Origin of the sequence: Bacteroides sp. 44_46, assembly GCF_001915465.1 — a bacterium.
GTDB classification, from domain to species: Bacteria; Bacteroidota; Bacteroidia; order Bacteroidales; family Bacteroidaceae; genus Bacteroides; species Bacteroides clarus.
The window spans coordinates 1-16,869 of the sequence record NZ_MNQO01000020.1 but is presented as its reverse complement, the minus strand read 5'-3'; the positions used below and the strand labels follow the sequence as shown (position 1 = coordinate 16,869).

At 46.7% G+C, this 16,869-nt stretch carries 15 protein-coding genes and 5 tRNA genes; 13 read left to right on the top strand and 7 right to left on the bottom strand.

Annotated features, from left to right (window positions below; genetic code table 11):
• The first annotated feature begins 52 nt into the window (after positions 1–52).
• Positions 53–493, top strand: a complete 441-nt coding sequence (locus BHV73_RS12540) for a hypothetical protein (protein WP_022218175.1) — start codon at positions 53–55, stop codon at positions 491–493.
• A 12-nt stretch (positions 494–505) separates the two neighbouring features.
• Positions 506–919: a hypothetical protein gene (locus BHV73_RS12535; protein WP_022218176.1), complete on the top strand. Its 414-nt coding sequence runs from the start codon at positions 506–508 to the stop codon at positions 917–919.
• Positions 920–1,038: 119 nt separating this feature from the next.
• Here the strand turns inward: BHV73_RS12535 and BHV73_RS12530 are convergent, their stop codons facing one another.
• Together BHV73_RS12530 and rlmD are read right to left on the bottom strand one after the other, a co-directional pair.
• A complete protein-coding gene (locus BHV73_RS12530) occupies positions 1,039–1,950 on the bottom strand; it encodes an RluA family pseudouridine synthase (RefSeq protein WP_022218177.1) in 912 nt (303 codons plus the stop codon).
• Positions 1,951–2,004: 54 nt separating this feature from the next.
• Positions 2,005–3,432 carry a 23S rRNA (uracil(1939)-C(5))-methyltransferase RlmD gene (gene rlmD, locus BHV73_RS12525; RefSeq protein WP_087411867.1) on the bottom strand — a complete coding sequence of 476 codons (1,428 nt, stop codon included), beginning with the start codon at positions 3,430–3,432 and terminating at the stop codon, positions 2,005–2,007.
• Between the two features lie 207 nt (positions 3,433–3,639).
• Between rlmD and ppdK the strand changes: the two genes are divergently transcribed.
• A complete protein-coding gene (gene ppdK / locus BHV73_RS12520) occupies positions 3,640–6,360 on the top strand; it encodes a pyruvate, phosphate dikinase (protein ID WP_022218179.1) in 2,721 nt (906 codons plus the stop codon).
• Between the two features lie 209 nt (positions 6,361–6,569).
• Here the strand turns inward: ppdK and BHV73_RS12515 are convergent, their stop codons facing one another.
• Positions 6,570–7,190, bottom strand: coding sequence for a superoxide dismutase (locus tag BHV73_RS12515; protein ID WP_286738469.1), 621 nt, complete (start codon positions 7,188–7,190; stop codon positions 6,570–6,572).
• Between the two features lie 123 nt (positions 7,191–7,313).
• Between BHV73_RS12515 and BHV73_RS12510 the strand changes: the two genes are divergently transcribed.
• The 7 genes from BHV73_RS12510 to BHV73_RS12480 all read left to right on the top strand — a co-directional run bounded on the left by BHV73_RS12510 (position 7,314) and on the right by BHV73_RS12480 (position 11,521).
• Positions 7,314–9,659 (top strand): ATP-dependent helicase, encoded by a 2,346-nt coding sequence (locus BHV73_RS12510; protein WP_087411868.1) that lies wholly within the window; start codon positions 7,314–7,316, stop codon positions 9,657–9,659.
• Positions 9,660–9,691: 32 nt separating this feature from the next.
• Positions 9,692–10,837 (top strand): carboxynorspermidine decarboxylase, encoded by a 1,146-nt coding sequence (nspC, locus tag BHV73_RS12505; RefSeq protein ID WP_022218182.1) that lies wholly within the window; start codon positions 9,692–9,694, stop codon positions 10,835–10,837.
• A 98-nt stretch (positions 10,838–10,935) separates the two neighbouring features.
• Positions 10,936–11,008, top strand: a tRNA-Gly gene (locus tag BHV73_RS12500).
• A gap of 49 nt (positions 11,009–11,057) precedes the next feature.
• Positions 11,058–11,139, top strand: a tRNA-Leu gene (locus BHV73_RS12495).
• Positions 11,140–11,181: 42 nt separating this feature from the next.
• Positions 11,182–11,265 (top strand) — tRNA-Leu (locus BHV73_RS12490).
• 75 nt (positions 11,266–11,340) lie between these two features.
• Positions 11,341–11,422 (top strand) — tRNA-Leu (locus BHV73_RS12485).
• A 26-nt stretch (positions 11,423–11,448) separates the two neighbouring features.
• Positions 11,449–11,521, top strand: a tRNA-Gly gene (locus BHV73_RS12480).
• Between the two features lie 83 nt (positions 11,522–11,604).
• Here BHV73_RS12480 and BHV73_RS12475 read toward each other — a convergent pair.
• Together BHV73_RS12475 and yihA are read right to left on the bottom strand one after the other, a co-directional pair.
• Positions 11,605–12,201, bottom strand: a complete 597-nt coding sequence (locus tag BHV73_RS12475; protein ID WP_087411869.1) for a DUF4923 family protein — start codon at positions 12,199–12,201, stop codon at positions 11,605–11,607.
• 14 nt (positions 12,202–12,215) lie between these two features.
• Positions 12,216–12,824 carry a ribosome biogenesis GTP-binding protein YihA/YsxC gene (gene yihA / locus BHV73_RS12470; RefSeq protein WP_009121121.1) on the bottom strand — a complete coding sequence of 203 codons (609 nt, stop codon included), beginning with the start codon at positions 12,822–12,824 and terminating at the stop codon, positions 12,216–12,218.
• Between the two features lie 115 nt (positions 12,825–12,939).
• Here yihA and recR point away from each other — a divergent pair, with 115 nt between their 5' ends.
• Genes recR through BHV73_RS12455 form a run of 3 tightly spaced genes read left to right on the top strand, consistent with a single transcriptional unit; the run spans position 12,940 to position 14,582 of the window.
• Positions 12,940–13,557: a recombination mediator RecR gene (recR, locus tag BHV73_RS12465; RefSeq protein ID WP_009121120.1), complete on the top strand. Its 618-nt coding sequence runs from the start codon at positions 12,940–12,942 to the stop codon at positions 13,555–13,557.
• Positions 13,558–13,578: 21 nt separating this feature from the next.
• Positions 13,579–14,028, top strand: coding sequence for a hypothetical protein (locus tag BHV73_RS12460; RefSeq protein ID WP_087411870.1), 450 nt, complete (start codon positions 13,579–13,581; stop codon positions 14,026–14,028).
• The gene (locus BHV73_RS12455) at positions 14,028–14,582 is read left to right on the top strand and encodes a GNAT family N-acetyltransferase (RefSeq protein WP_087411871.1); all 555 of its coding nucleotides are present in this window, start codon (positions 14,028–14,030) and stop codon (positions 14,580–14,582) included. Before BHV73_RS12460 ends, BHV73_RS12455 begins: the two co-directional genes overlap by 1 nt.
• A 26-nt stretch (positions 14,583–14,608) precedes the next feature.
• Here BHV73_RS12455 and BHV73_RS12450 read toward each other — a convergent pair whose 3' ends face one another.
• The gene (locus tag BHV73_RS12450) at positions 14,609–15,202 is read right to left on the bottom strand and encodes a YqgE/AlgH family protein (RefSeq protein ID WP_009121117.1); all 594 of its coding nucleotides are present in this window, start codon (positions 15,200–15,202) and stop codon (positions 14,609–14,611) included.
• Between the two features lie 151 nt (positions 15,203–15,353).
• Positions 15,354–16,670: a pyridoxal phosphate-dependent aminotransferase gene (locus BHV73_RS12445; protein ID WP_022218788.1), complete on the bottom strand. Its 1,317-nt coding sequence runs from the start codon at positions 16,668–16,670 to the stop codon at positions 15,354–15,356.
• Positions 16,671–16,869 lie beyond the last annotated feature (199 nt).

Below are 16,869 nucleotides of genomic sequence, written 5' to 3'. Positions count from 1 at the left end.
CTCATTATTTTTATGTATGTTTGCCCGTAAATATTAACTAAACTTGATAATTATGAAGATTTTGAACTTAGTGAAGATAGTGTTGTTATGCGTAATGACTATCGGGCTGGCTTCTTGCGGGGATGATAACTACTATACCATACAGAATACCGATGAGAAGTTATGCAGCGATGCTTGGATGGAAGATTATACGACCGACGAGGGAGAATGCAGACATATATTGGAATTCACAAAGGGAAAGCAGAATGGCAAGGAAGTTCTTTCCGGAAAAGAAACGCTGATAGTCTATGAAGTCGGTAAGATGAAGACTACGGAGAGTGATTTCACATGGCGGTGGATAGATAATTCGAGAGAGGGACTTGTTCTGAATTACGGAGCCGGTGAGATAAAGTACTTTGAGAATGTTTGGGTACGCGACCATTACCTCTCCGGAAAATTGGATGGAGAAATCATAATGTTGACCGCCTCCAAGTCTATGACTAACCGGAATTAGAAATAAAAGATAATGAGAAAATATTTAAATATATTGTTTCTGTGTACTTTAGTCTTGGGACTGAGTTCATGTGAAACGGACGATGGAGATGATTTCTACATCTATGATACTTTGGTGGGTGGCATCTGGTTAGGAGACTTGGGGTTCGCCGATAATTATAACTCTGCATTGGAAAGCGGGCTTTATTTTGAAGGTAATGGTCTGGGAAGAGATGAACAGGCATATTACAATGATCCGTACGGAGAAGTTATGTTCAGCCTGCCTTTCCGTTGGGATGTGCACGGCAGAATCTTAAGACTGGATTATGGTTACGACTATCCTCTGCTGGAAATCTATGATGTATATGTTTCAGGAAACAGGCTGTCCGGCGTTCTGTACGTGGACGGGCATATGGATGGTCCTGTGATGTTGGAAAGGCGGTATTAAGAGTGTCCGCAAACCCGTTATGGTTATTTAGAACGGGTCAGAGGCTATAAATAAAAGGGTGTATATCAAAGTGAATCTCAACTTTCATTCTGATATACACCCTTTTACTTGGATATACCTTATTGTTTCTTTAGGAATAATTTCTTGAAGTCTCCCGGATAAGGCGTTTCAAACTGCATCAACTCTCCGGTCACAGGATGATAGAAGCAGAGCTTGAAAGCGTGTAATGCCAATCGTCCGATAGGATTTACCTCTTCCAATCCATACCGTCCGTCACCTATGATGGGATGTCCCAAATCCTGCATGTGCACACGAATCTGATTCTTGCGTCCCGTCTCCAGATTCAACTCTACGAGTGAGAACCCGTTGGCGCGTTTAATGGTGCGGTAGTGGGTGATTGCTTCTTTTCCGCCATCGTCTGTCGGGTTGGAATATACGTACAGCTTGCGGTCGGTGAGCCAAGACCTTACCATGCCGGCATTGTTTTCCATTTCGCCCGCAACGACGGCTACATAGCGCCTGTCGGTCACAATGTCATGCCAGTTGTCGCGCAATGTGTTCTGCGTCTTTTCGTCTTTGGCAAACATCATCAATCCCGAAGTATCACGGTCCAGGCGATGGACGATGTACACACGGTGCTGTCTGCCCGACCGCTGAACATATTCGTTCAATATGGTATAGGCAGTGCGTTCTTTCTGTCTTTCCGTATTGACGGACAACAGACCCTGCATCTTCTCGACGACAATGATATATGCATCCTCATATACAATCTTCAGCAGTTTGTTGCTGAACTCTTTACGTCCTTTCTCGCGGCTGATTTGCACTTTCATGCCCGGTTTCAAAGGGAAATTGTACTGCGTTGTGATAACACTGTCCACATATACAATTCGTTTGCTCAATAATGATTTCAACTTGGTACGGCTGGCATCCGGCATTTTGGCAGCCAGGAATTCCATCAGTTCCATCGGCTCTTTTACCATGTAGTCCGTATATTGCGTGCGGGCTCTTGCCATGTTTCTTTCTTTTGCCACGAGTATAATAATTTGTAATTAATGATTCGTTTCAATTCTCAAGCCTTTCAACTCTTAAACTTCTGCTTTCAGTTCAAGCAGTACCACGTTCTCCACATGGTGCGTATGCGGGAACATGTCTACCGGCTGTACGGCTTTTACTTTGTATTTTGCATCGAGCAACTGCAAGTCCCTTGCCTGCGTGGCAGGATTACAACTCACATACACGATGCGTTTCGGCTCGGCAAACAAGATAACATCCACCACATCCTGATGCATACCGGCACGGGGGGGGTCGGTGATGATTACATCCGGACGGCCGTATTCGTTGATGAAATCCTGCGTCAGCATATCCTTCATATCGCCGGCAAAGAACAGCGTATTCTTGATGCCGTTGATTTCCGCATTGACCTTGGCGTCTTCGATGGCTTCGGGCACGTATTCGATTCCGATAACCTGACGCGCCTGCTTGGATACGAAGTTGGCAATGGTTCCCGTGCCCGTATAAAGGTCGTATACCAGTTCGTTGCCTGTGAGTCCTGCGAAATTGCGGGCTACTTTATATAGATTGTATGCCTGTTCGGAGTTCGTCTGATAGAACGATTTGGGGCCTACCTTGAAACGCAGGCCTTCCATTTCCTCAAAGATATGGTCTTTGCCTTTGAACGTATGCACGTCGAGGTCTGTAATGGTATCGTTGCACTTATTATTAATAATGTATAATAACGACGTGATTTCGGGGAAAGTATCCGCTACATACTGCAACAGTTGTTTGAACAAAGCCATTTCCTCGTCTTTCTCAATCTTGCAGATAAGGATTACCATCAACTCGCCGGTACTGGACGTGCGCACAATCATATTGCGCAACATCCCTTCCTGCGTACGCAGATTGATGAACGAGTAATCGTGCTCGTAGGCATAGTCGCGTACCGCATTGCGGATACGGTTGGATATATCATCCTGCAGCCAGCATTTCTCTATGGCCAATACCTTGTCGAAGGCGTTGGGAATGTGAAAACCTACCGCGTTCATTTGCTCGTACACCACGTTTTGCCGGACTTCTTCCGCAGTCAGCCAGCGTTTGTTGGAAAAAGTGTATTCGAGTTTATTCCGATAGAACTCCGTTTTTTCGGAGCCGAGTATCGGCGATATTTCCGGAAGCTCTACTTTCCCGATGCGGGTAAGGTTGTCCGTTACTTGTTTTTGCTTGTATTTTATTTGCTCTGAATAGGGGAGCACCTGCCATTTGCAACCGCCGCATACACCGTAATGTTGACAAAACGGGACTGCTCTTACCGGTGAGTATTGGTGGAACTTCACCGCTTCCGCTTCTGCGTAATGATGCTTTTTTCTCTTGATTTGCAGGTCTACCACGTCACCCGGAACGACGTATGGTACGAAAATTACCAAATCATTGACCTTTGCGATGGCTTTTCCTTCGGCAGCCACATCCGTAATCTCCACCTTTTCTAACAGGGGAAGTTCTTTTCTCTTTCTTGCCACTTTTACACCAGTATAATAAATTCAGTGGCAAAAATAGGTATTTTTTCGGGATTTCTCTCTATGAATCGGAATATTAAATTTTGCAATGTCGAAATTGCATTTTGCCTTAAAGTTTTTTCTTAAAAAGTTTTCTAGTCTGCGAAATATACTTAGATTTGCGAACAGAAAAATGAAAAAAATCACAATCAAGAACTTTAAATTTATATTATGGACAAAAAAAGAGTTTATACCTTTGGTAACGGCCAGGCGGAAGGAAAAGCCGGCATGAGAAACCTTTTGGGAGGTAAGGGAGCTAACTTGGCAGAGATGAACCTTATCGGAGTTCCGGTTCCTCCGGGCTTTACAATTACGACAGAAGTTTGTACAGAATATTATGAAATGGGGCAGGACAAGGTTGTTGCTCTGTTGAAACAGGAAGTGGAAAACGCCATCGCACACGTAGAAACGCTGATGCGTTCTAAATTCGGCGATGTGGAGAACCCGTTGTTGGTTTCCGTACGTTCGGGGGCGCGCGCTTCCATGCCGGGTATGATGGATACGATTCTTAACCTCGGTTTGAACGATGAAGTGGTGGAGGGCCTGATTCGCAAGACGGGCAACGCTCGCTTTGCATGGGACTCTTACCGCCGTTTTGTACAGATGTACGGTGATGTTGTATTGGGAATGAAGCCGGTAAACAAAGAAGATGTAGACCCCTTCGAAGCTATTATAGAAGATGTGAAACATGCCAAAGGCGTGAAGCTGGATAATGAACTGGAAGTGGAAGACCTCAAGGAACTCGTAAAGAGATTCAAGGCTGCCGTTAAGGAACAGACCGGAAAAGATTTCCCGACTTGTGCTTACGAACAGTTGTGGGGAGCTGTCTGCGCCGTGTTCAACTCGTGGATGAACGAACGCGCTATCCTTTATCGTAAAATGGAAGGAATTCCCGACGAGTGGGGTACTGCCGTAAGCGTTCAGGCAATGGTGTTCGGTAATATGGGCGACACTTCCGCTACGGGAGTTTGCTTCAGCCGTGACGCCGCTACGGGCGAAGACCTTTTCAACGGCGAATATCTGATTAACGCGCAAGGTGAAGACGTTGTGGCGGGTATCCGTACTCCGCAGCAGATTACCATCGTCGGTTCCAAGCGTTGGGCTGAACTTGCCGGCGTGAGCGAAGAAGAGCGTGCCGCCAAATATCCTTCCATGGAAGAGGCGATGCCCGAAATCTATAAGGAACTGGATGCTTTGCAAACCAAATTGGAAAATCATTATAGAGATATGCAGGATATGGAGTTCACCGTACAGGAAGGTAAGCTCTGGTTCCTTCAGACACGCAACGGTAAGCGTACCGGTGCCGCTATGGTAAAGATTGCCACCGACTTGTTGCATCAAGGCATGATTGACGAAAAAACGGCCTTGTTGCGTTGCGAACCCAATAAGCTGGACGAATTGCTTCACCCCGTATTTGATAAGACGGCTTTGAAGCAGGCTAAAGTGCTTACCCGCGGTCTTCCGGCTTCTCCGGGTGCGGCTTGCGGTCAGATCGTGTTCTTTGCCGAAGACGCTGCCGAATGGCATGCCGGCGGTAAGCGTGTGGTGATGGTGCGTATCGAAACTTCTCCGGAAGATTTGGCCGGTATGGCCGTTGCCGAAGGCATCCTGACGGCACGTGGCGGTATGACTTCACACGCTGCCGTTGTGGCCCGCGGTATGGGTAAATGTTGCGTATCCGGTGCAGGCGCATTGAATATCGACTACAAAGCCCGTACGGTAGAGGTAGATGGCGTTGTGTTGAAAGAAGGCGACTTCATTTCTTTGAACGGTAGCACCGGTGAGGTTTACAAAGGAAAGGTAGAAACAAAAGCAGCCGAATTGTCCGGTGATTTTGCCGAATTGATGCAGTTGGCTGATAAATATACGAAATTGCAGGTACGTACCAATGCCGATACTCCGCACGATGCAGAGGTCGCACGTAATTTCGGAGCGGTGGGTATCGGTCTTTGCCGTACGGAACACATGTTCTTCGAAGGTGAGAAAATCAAGGCTATGCGCGAGATGATTCTGGCGGAAGACGCGGAAGGACGCCGCAAGGCACTGGCTAAGATTCTGCCGTACCAGCAGGCTGACTTTAAGGGTATCTTCAAGGCGATGGCCGGTTGTCCGGTAACCGTTCGTTTACTCGACCCGCCTTTGCACGAATTCGTTCCCCACGATTTGAAGGGACAGCAGGAAATGGCGGATACCATGGGCGTAAGCTTGCAGTATATCCAGCAGCGTGTGGAAGCGCTTTGCGAACATAACCCGATGTTGGGTCACCGTGGTTGCCGTTTGGGTAATACTTATCCCGAAATCACGCAGATGCAGACACGGGCTATCCTCGGCGCCGCTTTGGAATTGAAAAAAGAGGGCGTTGAGACACATCCTGAAATCATGGTTCCGCTGACGGGTATCTTGTACGAGTTCAAGCAGCAGGAAGAGGTTATCCGCGCCGAAGCGGCCAAGTTGTTTGCCGAAGTTGGCGACAGCATCGATTTCAAAGTAGGTACGATGATTGAAATTCCGCGTGCGGCTCTTACTGCAGACCGTATCGCTTCTTCTGCGGAATTCTTCTCATTCGGTACGAATGACTTGACGCAGATGACTTTCGGCTATTCACGTGATGATATCGCTTCTTTCTTGCCTATCTATCTGGAGAAGAAGATTCTGAAAGTAGACCCGTTCCAAGTGCTCGACCAGAATGGAGTAGGACAGTTGGTACGTATGGCTACCGAAAAAGGCCGTGCCATTCGTCCGGACTTGAAGTGCGGTATTTGCGGTGAGCATGGTGGTGAGCCTTCTTCCGTGAAATTCTGCCACAAGGTAGGTTTGAACTATGTCAGCTGTTCTCCGTTCCGCGTGCCTATCGCAAGACTTGCAGCGGCGCAGGCAGCCATAGAAGATTAAGAAATGACAAGAACGCCGTAAGGCGAACTGGATAGGGCAATCAGGCCGTAACTCTCATTTGCATGGGATTACGGCCTGATTTATTTGTAAAGCACGGGGTCTGTTCCGGCTTCTATTTCTGTACATTGCACGGAATAAGCAATAAAAAACGCATCTGTGGCTTTTTACAGCTTACAGATGCGTTGCAACAGGGTTTTATAAGGGGTTGCTTATTTCATTCGTTTTCCTACTGTATTCCAGTCCACGATGCTCCAAAGAGCGTTGACATGGTCGGCGCGTTTATTCTGATAATCCAGGTAGTAAGCATGTTCCCAAACGTCGAAGCCCAGCAGCGGGGTCAGTCCCGAACGTACGGGATTGCTTCCGTTGGCTTCTTTGGTGATATGCAGTTTACCGTTCTTGTCTACCGACAGCCATGCCCAGCCCGAGCCGAATAATCCGACTACCGCTGCATTAAACTCTTTCTTGAAGTTCTCGAAACTGCCGAAATCACGTTTGATAGCTTCCGCCAGCTTCCCGGTGGGTTCGCTTTGAGACGGTTTCGGAGAGAATTGCAGGAAGTATAATGTGTGGTTCAGCACTTGTCCGGCATTATTAAAAATAGCGCCGTCGGGTGCGGTAGCTACGATAGTAACCAAATCTTTGTTTTCATACTCCGTACCCGGAACAAGATTGTTCAGATTGTTCACGTACGTTTGCAGGTGTTTACCGTAATGGTAATCTATTGTTTGCTGACTGATTACAGGTTCCAGCGCGTTGTTTGCGTAAGGAAGTTTTGGCATTTCATGTGTCATAATCATTATCATTAAAGACATTAATAACGTATTCATAAGTTCAATTATTTAGTTTTGAAACTTTACTATACTAACGTGATAACCTATGGAATTGTTCGCTGGTGTCCGAACCTTTTTTTATCTTTGTGCCCGAACTTTACCCGTTAGATGATTAGGAATATGTCCGATTATATACAAGAATTGAATGAGGGACAGCGAGCCGCGGTGCTCTACAATGACGGCCCGTCACTGGTGATAGCCGGTGCGGGTTCGGGAAAAACCCGTGTGCTAACCTACAAAATAGCTTATCTGTTGGAGAACGGTTATCAGCCCTGGAACATTCTCGCGCTTACCTTTACCAATAAGGCAGCCCGTGAGATGAAAGAGCGTATTGCCCGGCAAGTAGGTATAGAACGTGCGCGCCATCTTTGGATGGGGACATTCCATTCCATATTTTTGCGCATTCTGCATGCGGAAGCCGCACGGATAGGATTTACCTCGAAGTTCACCATTTATGATACGGCGGACAGCAAAAGCCTGTTGCGTTCTATCATCAAGGAAATGGGACTGGATGAAAAGGTGTACAAGCCGGGTATGGTGCAGTCTCGTATCTCTAACGCTAAGAACCACTTGGTGTCTCCTGCGGGCTATGCCAACAACAAAGAAGCCTACGAAGGCGATTGCGCCGCCAAGATGCCCGCCCTGCGCGATATTTACCGCCGCTATTGGGAACGTTGCCGACAGGCGGATGCTATGGACTTCGATGATTTGCTGTTCTATACTTTCCTGCTTTTCCGCGACCATCCGGATGTGCTTGCCCGCTATCAGTCGCAGTTTCGCTATATTTTGGTGGACGAGTATCAGGACACCAACTTTGCCCAACACAGTATTGTGCTTCAGTTGGCGAAAGAGCATCAGCACGTCTGTGTGGTGGGTGATGATGCGCAAAGTATTTATTCTTTCCGGGGGGCGGATATTGATAACATTCTGTATTTTACAAAGGTATATCCGGGTACGAAAGTTTTTAAGTTGGAACAAAATTATCGTTCCACCCAAACGATTGTTTCTGCCGCCAACAGTCTGATAGAAAAGAATCAGCGGCAAATTCGCAAGGAAGTCTTTTCGGAAAAGGAGAGGGGAGAGGCTATCGGGGTGTATCAGGCATACAGTGATGTGGAAGAGGGCGATATTGTAATCAACAAGATAGCCGAATTGCGCCGGCAGGAGAATTACGCTTATTCCGACTTTGCCATACTCTATCGTACCAACGCGCAGAGCCGCGTCTTCGAGGAAGCCATGCGCAAACGCAGCATGCCGTATCGCATTTACGGCGGACTGTCTTTCTATCAGCGTAAGGAAATAAAAGATGTAATCGCCTATTTCCGTCTGGCAGTCAATCCGAATGATGAAGAAGCCTTCAAACGTATCATCAACTATCCGGCACGCGGAATAGGCGATACGACGGTAAGCAAAATCACTGCCGCCGCCACTGACAACAATGTAAGCCTGTGGACCGTACTCTGCGAGCCGCTGACTTATGGAGTGAATATCAACAAAGGGACAGCGGGTAAGCTGCAAGGCTTTCGCGACTTGATAGCCGGATTTATAGAGGGCGTTACCGAAAAGAATGCCTACGAACTCGGTACGGAGATAATCCGTCAGTCCGGTATCATCAATGATGTTTGCCAAGACAATTCTCCAGAAAACCTCAGTCGCAAGGAGAATATCGAAGAACTTGCAAACGGTATGGGAGACTTCTGCGCCCAACGGCAGGAAGAGGGTAACGCCAATATCACACTGAGCGATTTCCTTTCGGAAGTCTCCTTGCTTACCGACCAAGATTCGGACAAGGACGGAGACGATGCAAAGATAACCCTGATGACCGTACATTCCGCCAAAGGGTTGGAATTTAAGAATGTCTTTGTGGTAGGGATGGAAGAAGAGTTGTTCCCCAGCGGTATGGCGGGAGACTCTCCGAAGGCGCTGGAAGAAGAACGCCGTCTGTTCTATGTAGCCATAACCCGTGCGGAAGATCATTGTTTCCTTACTTACGCCAAGAGTCGCTACCGTTATGGAAAAATGGAGTTTGGAAATCCCAGCTGTTTTCTGAAAGATATAGATGTACGTTTCCTTAAATTGCCGCAGGATGCGGGATTGAGCCGCAGAATAGATGAGAATGCCATGTCTTTCCGTCGGGAGAACAGAGAGAATATCTCTTCCGGCATGTATGGAAAACGTGAGGAAAGAGTTCGTCCCCGGCAGGAAATCATTGCCCCCACCGTTCCACGTAATTTAAAGCGGATGACGCCTTCTATGGGAACAACTTCTGCCGCATCTCATTTATCGGCAGTCGCAGGCGGAAACACGGTGCAGCCGGGGCAACTTATCGAGCATGAACGTTTCGGCCTGGGCGAAGTGATGAAAGTGGAAGGCGAGGGTGATAATGCAAAAGCCACCATTCGTTTTAAGAATGCGGGTGACAAGCAACTTCTTTTGCGTTTCGCGCGTTTTAAAGTGATAGGGTGATATTAATAAGAAAAGTTTATACAACGATAAAAATGACAGACAAAGATTTCGACCTTTTTCCTTCTCCTTGTTATATCATGGAAGAAGAACTGCTGAGGAAGAACCTCACATTGATAAAGAGCGTTGCCGACCGGGCGGGAGTAGAGATTATTCTTGCTTTCAAATCCTTTGCCATGTGGCGTTCATTTCCCATATTCCGTGAATATGTAGAGCATTCTACGGCAAGCTCCGTATATGAGGCACGCTTGGCGTTGGAAGAATTCGGCAGCAAGGCGCATACGTATTCTCCGGCGTATACGGAAGCCGACTTTTCAGAAATCATGCGATGCAGCAGCCATATTACATTCAATTCGTTGGTGCAGTTCAAACGTTTCTATCCCATGATTCAGGCGGACGGACAGAGTATATCCTGCGGCATACGCGTCAACCCGGAGTATTCCGAAGTGGAAACGGAGCTGTATAATCCTTGCGCTCCCGGTACTCGTTTCGGTGTAATGGCCGGACAGCTTCCCGACGTTTTGCCGCAGGGTATTGACGGATTCCACTGCCACTGCCATTGCGAGTCGTCCTCATACGAACTGGAACGCACGTTGGAGCATCTGGAAGCGAAGTTCTCCCGTTGGTTCCCGCAAATAAAATGGTTGAATCTGGGCGGTGGACATTTGATGACCCGTAAGGACTACGATGTAGAACATCTGATTCGTCTGCTCCGCGGATTGAAAGAGCGTTATCCTCATTTGAATATTATCTTGGAACCTGGTTCTGCGTTTACCTGGCAGACGGGGGTGTTGACTTCCGAAGTGGTGGATATCGTAGAGAACCGCGGTATTCGTACCGCTATTCTGAATGTCAGTTTCACCTGCCATATGCCCGATTGTCTGGAAATGCCCTATCAGCCTGCCGTTCGGGGCGCTGAAACGGGTGATGGAGGTGCATATGTCTACCGTTTGGGAGGTAATTCTTGTTTGAGCGGTGACTATATGGGCTTGTGGAGCTTTGACCACGAACTTCATATCGGCGAAAGAATCGTTTTTGAAGATATGATACATTACACCACGGTGAAGACGAATATGTTCAACGGAATTCATCATCCCGCCATTGCCATGTGGACAAAAGAGGGGAAGGCTGATATATTCAAGCTATTTTCTTACGAAGATTATCGTGACCGAATGAGTTGATAATCAAAAGTCTGCTTTCGCTTTGGGTGGAATGTTCAATTTTATGTGTGAAAAAAGTGCGTAGAATGTTGAAAATATCTACCTTTGCAACCGCAAACGCGGAAATAGCTCAGTTGGTAGAGCATAACCTTGCCAAGGTTAGGGTCGCGAGTTCGAGTCTCGTTTTCCGCTCTTTTCTATGATTTAATGATTGCAATTACCTATCTTTGATTTAATGATTGCCCAGGTGGCGGAATTGGTAGACGCGCACGTTTCAGGTGCGTGTGTCGAGAGGCATGCAGGTTCGAGTCCTGTTCTGGGCACAAGGGTAGAGGCAATGGTCTATGAAATGTTTGGAATATGTTGGAGAGGTGGCGGAATTGGTAGACGCGCTACTTTGAGGGGGTAGTGACAATTATGTCGTGGGAGTTCGAGTCTCCTTCTCTTCACATAGTATATTGCGGAAATAGCTCAGTTGGTAGAGCATAACCTTGCCAAGGTTAGGGTCCTTTGATTTAATGATTGCCCAGGTGGCGGAATTGGTAGACGCGCACGTTTCAGGTGCGTGTGTCGAGAGGCATGCAGGTTCGAGTCCTGTTCTGGGCACGCTCTTTGTAAGAAGGGCATCATTTGCGGAAATAGCTCAGTTGGTAGAGCATAACCTTGCCAAGGTTAGGGTCGCGAGTTCGAGTCTCGTTTTCCGCTCTTTTTATATTTTAAAGAATAAGAATGAAAAAACCCCGTAAGTTTTATACTTACGGGGCTTTTTCATTTTTCCGTTCCTGGGTTTATTCCTTTTTCAAAGCAAAACCTAGCATCATGCCGTCGTAGCTGTTTGCCAGCGAGCCGATTGTTTTAAGTGTGGTATTATTGCTCTTGCTGGAAATAAGGGTAATCAATTTTAAAAGTTTATCCGAATTAAACAGCAAATCCATATTGGCGGATGTACAGTTGACTTTGGCGCTGAGTGGAATCAGCTTCATGAATTTCAGATTAGCATGCTGTGTGGAAGTGTCGTAGGAGTAAGTGCCTTTTATGCTTTTTGCACCTACTTTGGCTGTAAAAGTACTGTCTGCATTGAAGGTGAAAGACATTTGTCCTTCTTTGATACCTACCTTTGCCAATTGTTCGTTCAACTTGCTTTCGGCAGCGCCGGCGGCTACCGAACCGCCTGCTTTTTGCAGTAAGTTGTCCGATTCAAACTCAATGGCTGAACCGGTATATATCCATGTTCCTTCCATGCTGGCGGTACTTTTGCCGGTTACTGCATTCACTACTTTTTCGATATTTTCCTTGTTTAATAAATCTTTCAGAGATTGTGCCCGGCTGTTGGAAGCCATTAGCAATGCGGCAACGAATATGTGCCAAAAAACAAATCTTTTCATTTCGGTTATAATAATTATGGTTTGGAGTTAATGTCCTTGTTGATTTGTTCGATGTAGCCCAACAGTTCATCGCGTCCCATACGGTTTTCGGAAGATGTGACGAAGTAGGGGGGAAGCTCTTCCCATTGTTCGTGCAGTTTCTCCAGATAGTGGCGGATGTTGCTGTTTATCCTGCCGCCTTTCAGCTTGTCGGCTTTGGTGAAAACGATGGCAAAAGGCACTCCGTTCTCGCCCAGCCACTCTATGAAAGCAAGGTCGATGGCTTGCGGCTCGTGGCGGCTGTCGACGAGGACAAAGAGGTTGGTCATTTGCTCACGTTGCAGGATGTAGGTTTCTATGATGCGCTGAATCTGCTCTTGTCCTTTCTGCCCGCGCTTGGCGTAACCGTAGCCCGGAAGGTCAACGATATACCAACTCTTATTAATCAGGAAATGGTTGATGAGCATGGTCTTTCCCGGAGTTGCGGACGTCATGGCAAGTCCCTTGCGTCCTGTCAGCATATTGATGAGGCTGGATTTTCCAACGTTGGAACGTCCGATGAAGGCGTATTCGGGGAATGTCCCGCCGGGACATTTGGTTACGTCTGTGTTACTGATGACGAATTCAGCGTTTGTTATCTCCATTTTGTTATCTGTTTTTTAATTGTTTCTTCCTGCAAAGGTAGCACTTATTTCAAAAATCCTTGTTCATAATGAGGAATTCTCTCTATCTTTGCCCGTCAATAGGAGAACTTTAAGTATGAACGGACAATTTCCCTCGATATTACTGGAGAAAGCGGTGAATGAGTTTGCCAAACTGCCGGGTGTGGGCCGGAAGACTGCCATGAGGCTGGTACTCCATCTGCTGCGGCAAGATACGGCGGTGGTGGAAGCCTTCGGCAATGCCATCGTTACGTTGAAGCATGAAGTGAAGTACTGCAAGGTGTGTCATAATATTTCTGATACGGAGACTTGCCGTATCTGCTCCAATCCTCAGCGTGATTCTTCCGTTATTTGCGTGGTGGAGAACATACGCGATGTGATGGCGGTGGAAGCGACACAGCAATTCCGTGGATTGTATCATGTGCTGGGCGGTGTGATTTCGCCGATGGACGGAATAGGTCCCGGTGACTTGGAAATAGAAAGTCTGGTGCAACGGGTGTCTGCCGGGGGAATTAAGGAAGTAGTGCTTGCCCTCAGTACTACCATGGAAGGTGATACAACCAACTTTTATATTTATCGCAAACTGGAAAAACTGGGAGTGAAACTGTCTGTGATAGCACGTGGTATTTCTGTGGGAGATGAACTGGAATATGCGGACGAGGTAACGCTTGGGCGTAGCATTGTAAATCGTACTCCGTTTACGGGTACGGTATGACGTAACTTTAAAACCGATTGCATGGAAGAAAAGATAAAGCGGGTTGCAGCCCGCACAAAGATGTTGTTTGTATATTTCTGGATGTTGCCCGTATTTCTTGTGGTATTTGGTGAAACAGGCGGAGAATGGGTTGGTGACTATGCGGGAGATGTGCGTGCTACATATTTTGCGGAGACTGTTACGATTCTGCTTACGGCTGTATTAGTGCCTGTTTCCCTGAAACTTTTTTCGTGGGTGCTGACTAAGCAAATAGATGTTGTTGCCATTACGGATGCGCTGCGCTTGTATGTGTTGTGGAGTGGGGTGCGTCTGGCTCTGCTTGCCGTGCCGGTATTGGCGGGATTTCTCACCTATTACATGATGCTGAGCAATAAGGGAGTGCTTTGTGCCTTAATTGCTTTGACTGCGTCTCTGTTCTGTCTGCCGGGTGAAAATCGTTTGCGTAAGGAACTGCATATAGATAAAGAATAATGAAATCTTCTTTTTTTATAAATGAGCGTGTGCGTCTTCGGGCCATGGAGCCGGAAGATTTGGAGATAATGTATGCCATGGAGAATGACCCGCAAACGTGGGATGTCACGAACTTCTCGGTGCCGTATTCCAAGTATGTCCTGAAACAATACATGGAAAACTCGCAATGCGATATGTTTGCTGACCGTCAGCTCCGTATGATGATAGTGCGTTGCGAGGATGATGCCGTGGTGGGCACTATTGACATTACGGACTTTGCACCGATGCATTCCCGCGGTGAGGTGGGGATTGCGGTACGAAAGGAGTATCAGGGGAATGGATATGCTTCCGACGCCTTGAAACTTTTGTGTGACTATGCTTTCGGCTTTTTATTTCTGAAACAACTGATTGTGCATGTGGCCGCCGATAATGAGGTGAGTCTGCGTCTGTTCGGCTCTTGTGGTTTTGTACAGTGCGGACTGCTGAAAGAATGGTGGTTTACAGGTGGTAAATTTAAGGATGTTGTTTTGATGCAACGTATTCGTTCCGGGAGTACGGAGTCGGGTAGAGGATAGTCGGTAATCGGATTAGTCGGTTACTGTCAGTTCAGAGTGGGGATTTGCGGAAAACGTGACCACATTTCATATTTTCCGCCGAGCTTGCCAAGCGCGTCTTTCCACAGATTCTTGCTGGCTTTTTCATCCATGAGCGAGGGAATATCCGCTTTGTCCACCAACCAGGTATTTTCTTCTATCTCTTGCTTCAGCTGTCCGGATTCCCAACCGGAGTAGCCGAGGAAGAATCGTATTTTTCCTTTTATTGAATTGCCTTCCGCCATAAATTGCTTGATGGCGGCGAAGTCACCGTTCAGATAGAATCCGTTGGCTATCGGGAGTGAATCTGCTATGTTCTCCAGCGTGTGCAGATAGAAAAGAGTGTCGGTGCTGATGGGGCCGCCTTTATAGATAGGAATATCCTCTCGACAGTCGATTTCACTTAATAAATCATTCAAAAATAGAGGCAACGGTTTGTTCATTACCAATCCCATTGTTCCGTCTTGTGTATGGTCTACTAATAAAATAACAGATCGCCCGAACATATGGTCACACAAAAAAGGTTCAGATATAAGAACTTTTCCTCGTGCAGGAACTATATGGTTAGTTTCTATTTTGAATATGTCTGTATTGATATACATGCCCCCAAATTAAGTATTTTTCTATAAAGGAGCAAATTATATTTCTCTTTTTTATGAGAAAAGTATCTTTCTTGGGAAATTTAAGGTTTTACAGAGAATGAAGCGTCTTCAGGGAGGAGATGCTCATTCTCTGTAACAAGGTATATGCGTCTTATTTTATAGGATGATTTTCTGCAAAGACAGCCATACGTTCGTCCAACTGGGCATATTGATGGTCTTGGATGAATGAGGTGCAAGCGCGTAGTCCTTCTTGATGGCTTCCGGTGGTTACCAATGAAATGGCACTTACTCCGTAGTACATCAGTTCTTTGGCAAGTTCGCCGCTGCTCATACCCGGATAGCCGATAGTGAAGTAGAATCCGTCGGCTACGGGATCGCCGAGGTCGTTGTCGTATACCAGATGGAAGCCATGGCGCAGGAAAATCTCTTTCAATCGCCGTGCACGTTCACCGTATACCTTTACTTCGTCCAGGAAGTTGTATTTACCTTCGTTGGCAGCTTTCAGCATGGCGGCGAGCGCATATTGCGCCGAGTGGCTGGTTCCGGAAGAAAGAGCGTAAAGAACGCGATGAATGAATACAGTGCCGAATGTACCGCCACCATAACGCTGTGTCAGTCCCGGATATGCCCGGTGATAAAGTTTGTCTGAGATGCAGCTTACTCCGATACGTTGCCCTGCATAGCTGAATGCTTTGGAACCGGATATGAGTAGGACATAATGGTCTGTGTAATGAGCCACGGAAGGTTGATATGGCGCTTGAAACGGTTTGCTTAGGTCTTGGCGGAAATCCATGGCGAAATAGGCAAGGTCTTCCAGAACGATTACATCATATTGAGTGGCGAGTTCGCCGATAATGCGGAGTTCCTCTTCTTTCAGGCATATCCAGCTGGGATTGTTTGGATTAGAGTAAACAATGGCGGAAATATTGCCCTTTTTGAGATAACTTTCCAGCTTATCTTTCAGTTTGTCGCCACGGTAATCGTACACATCAAAGGTTTCATATTTCTGTCCCATTACAACTAATTGTTGTTTTTGCACGGGGAAACCGGGGTCGATGAACAGGATGGTATCTTTCTTCCCGTCGCACTGGCTGCATGTGAGGAATGAGGCAAAAGTCCCCTGCATGGAGCCTGTTACCGGTACACATCCTTCCGGCGCCACATCTACGTTGATGAATGCTTTGATGAAACGGGACGCTTCCTCTTTCAATGCCGGCAAGCCGTTGATGTCCGGATATAGGCTTGCTATCCCTTTTTGCAGAGATTCAATTTCCGCCTTTACACCTACGGCTGAGGGAGGCAGTCCGGGAACTCCCATTTCCATTTTTATAAATTCTACACCGGAATCCGCTTCTGCTTTAGCTGCGATAGCTTTTACTTCGCGAATAGTGGCTTTTGCAAAGTCTGCAATATGAAAATCTTCGATAGTTTCATCGATTAGTTTACGTTCGATAGGGGTATTTTTCATAATTTCTATTTTTTGTCTATGCAAAGGTAACATAAATCTCTTATAATCAACCAATGTTAAAAAAAAGATGATTTTTTTTCTTTCAAGCTATTGCAGGTTTAAAAAAAACACCTACCTTTGCAACCGCAATCGAGAGAGATAGCAATGATAAAATGAAATTCTGGTGCGTTAGTTCAGTTGGTTAGAATACATGCCTGTC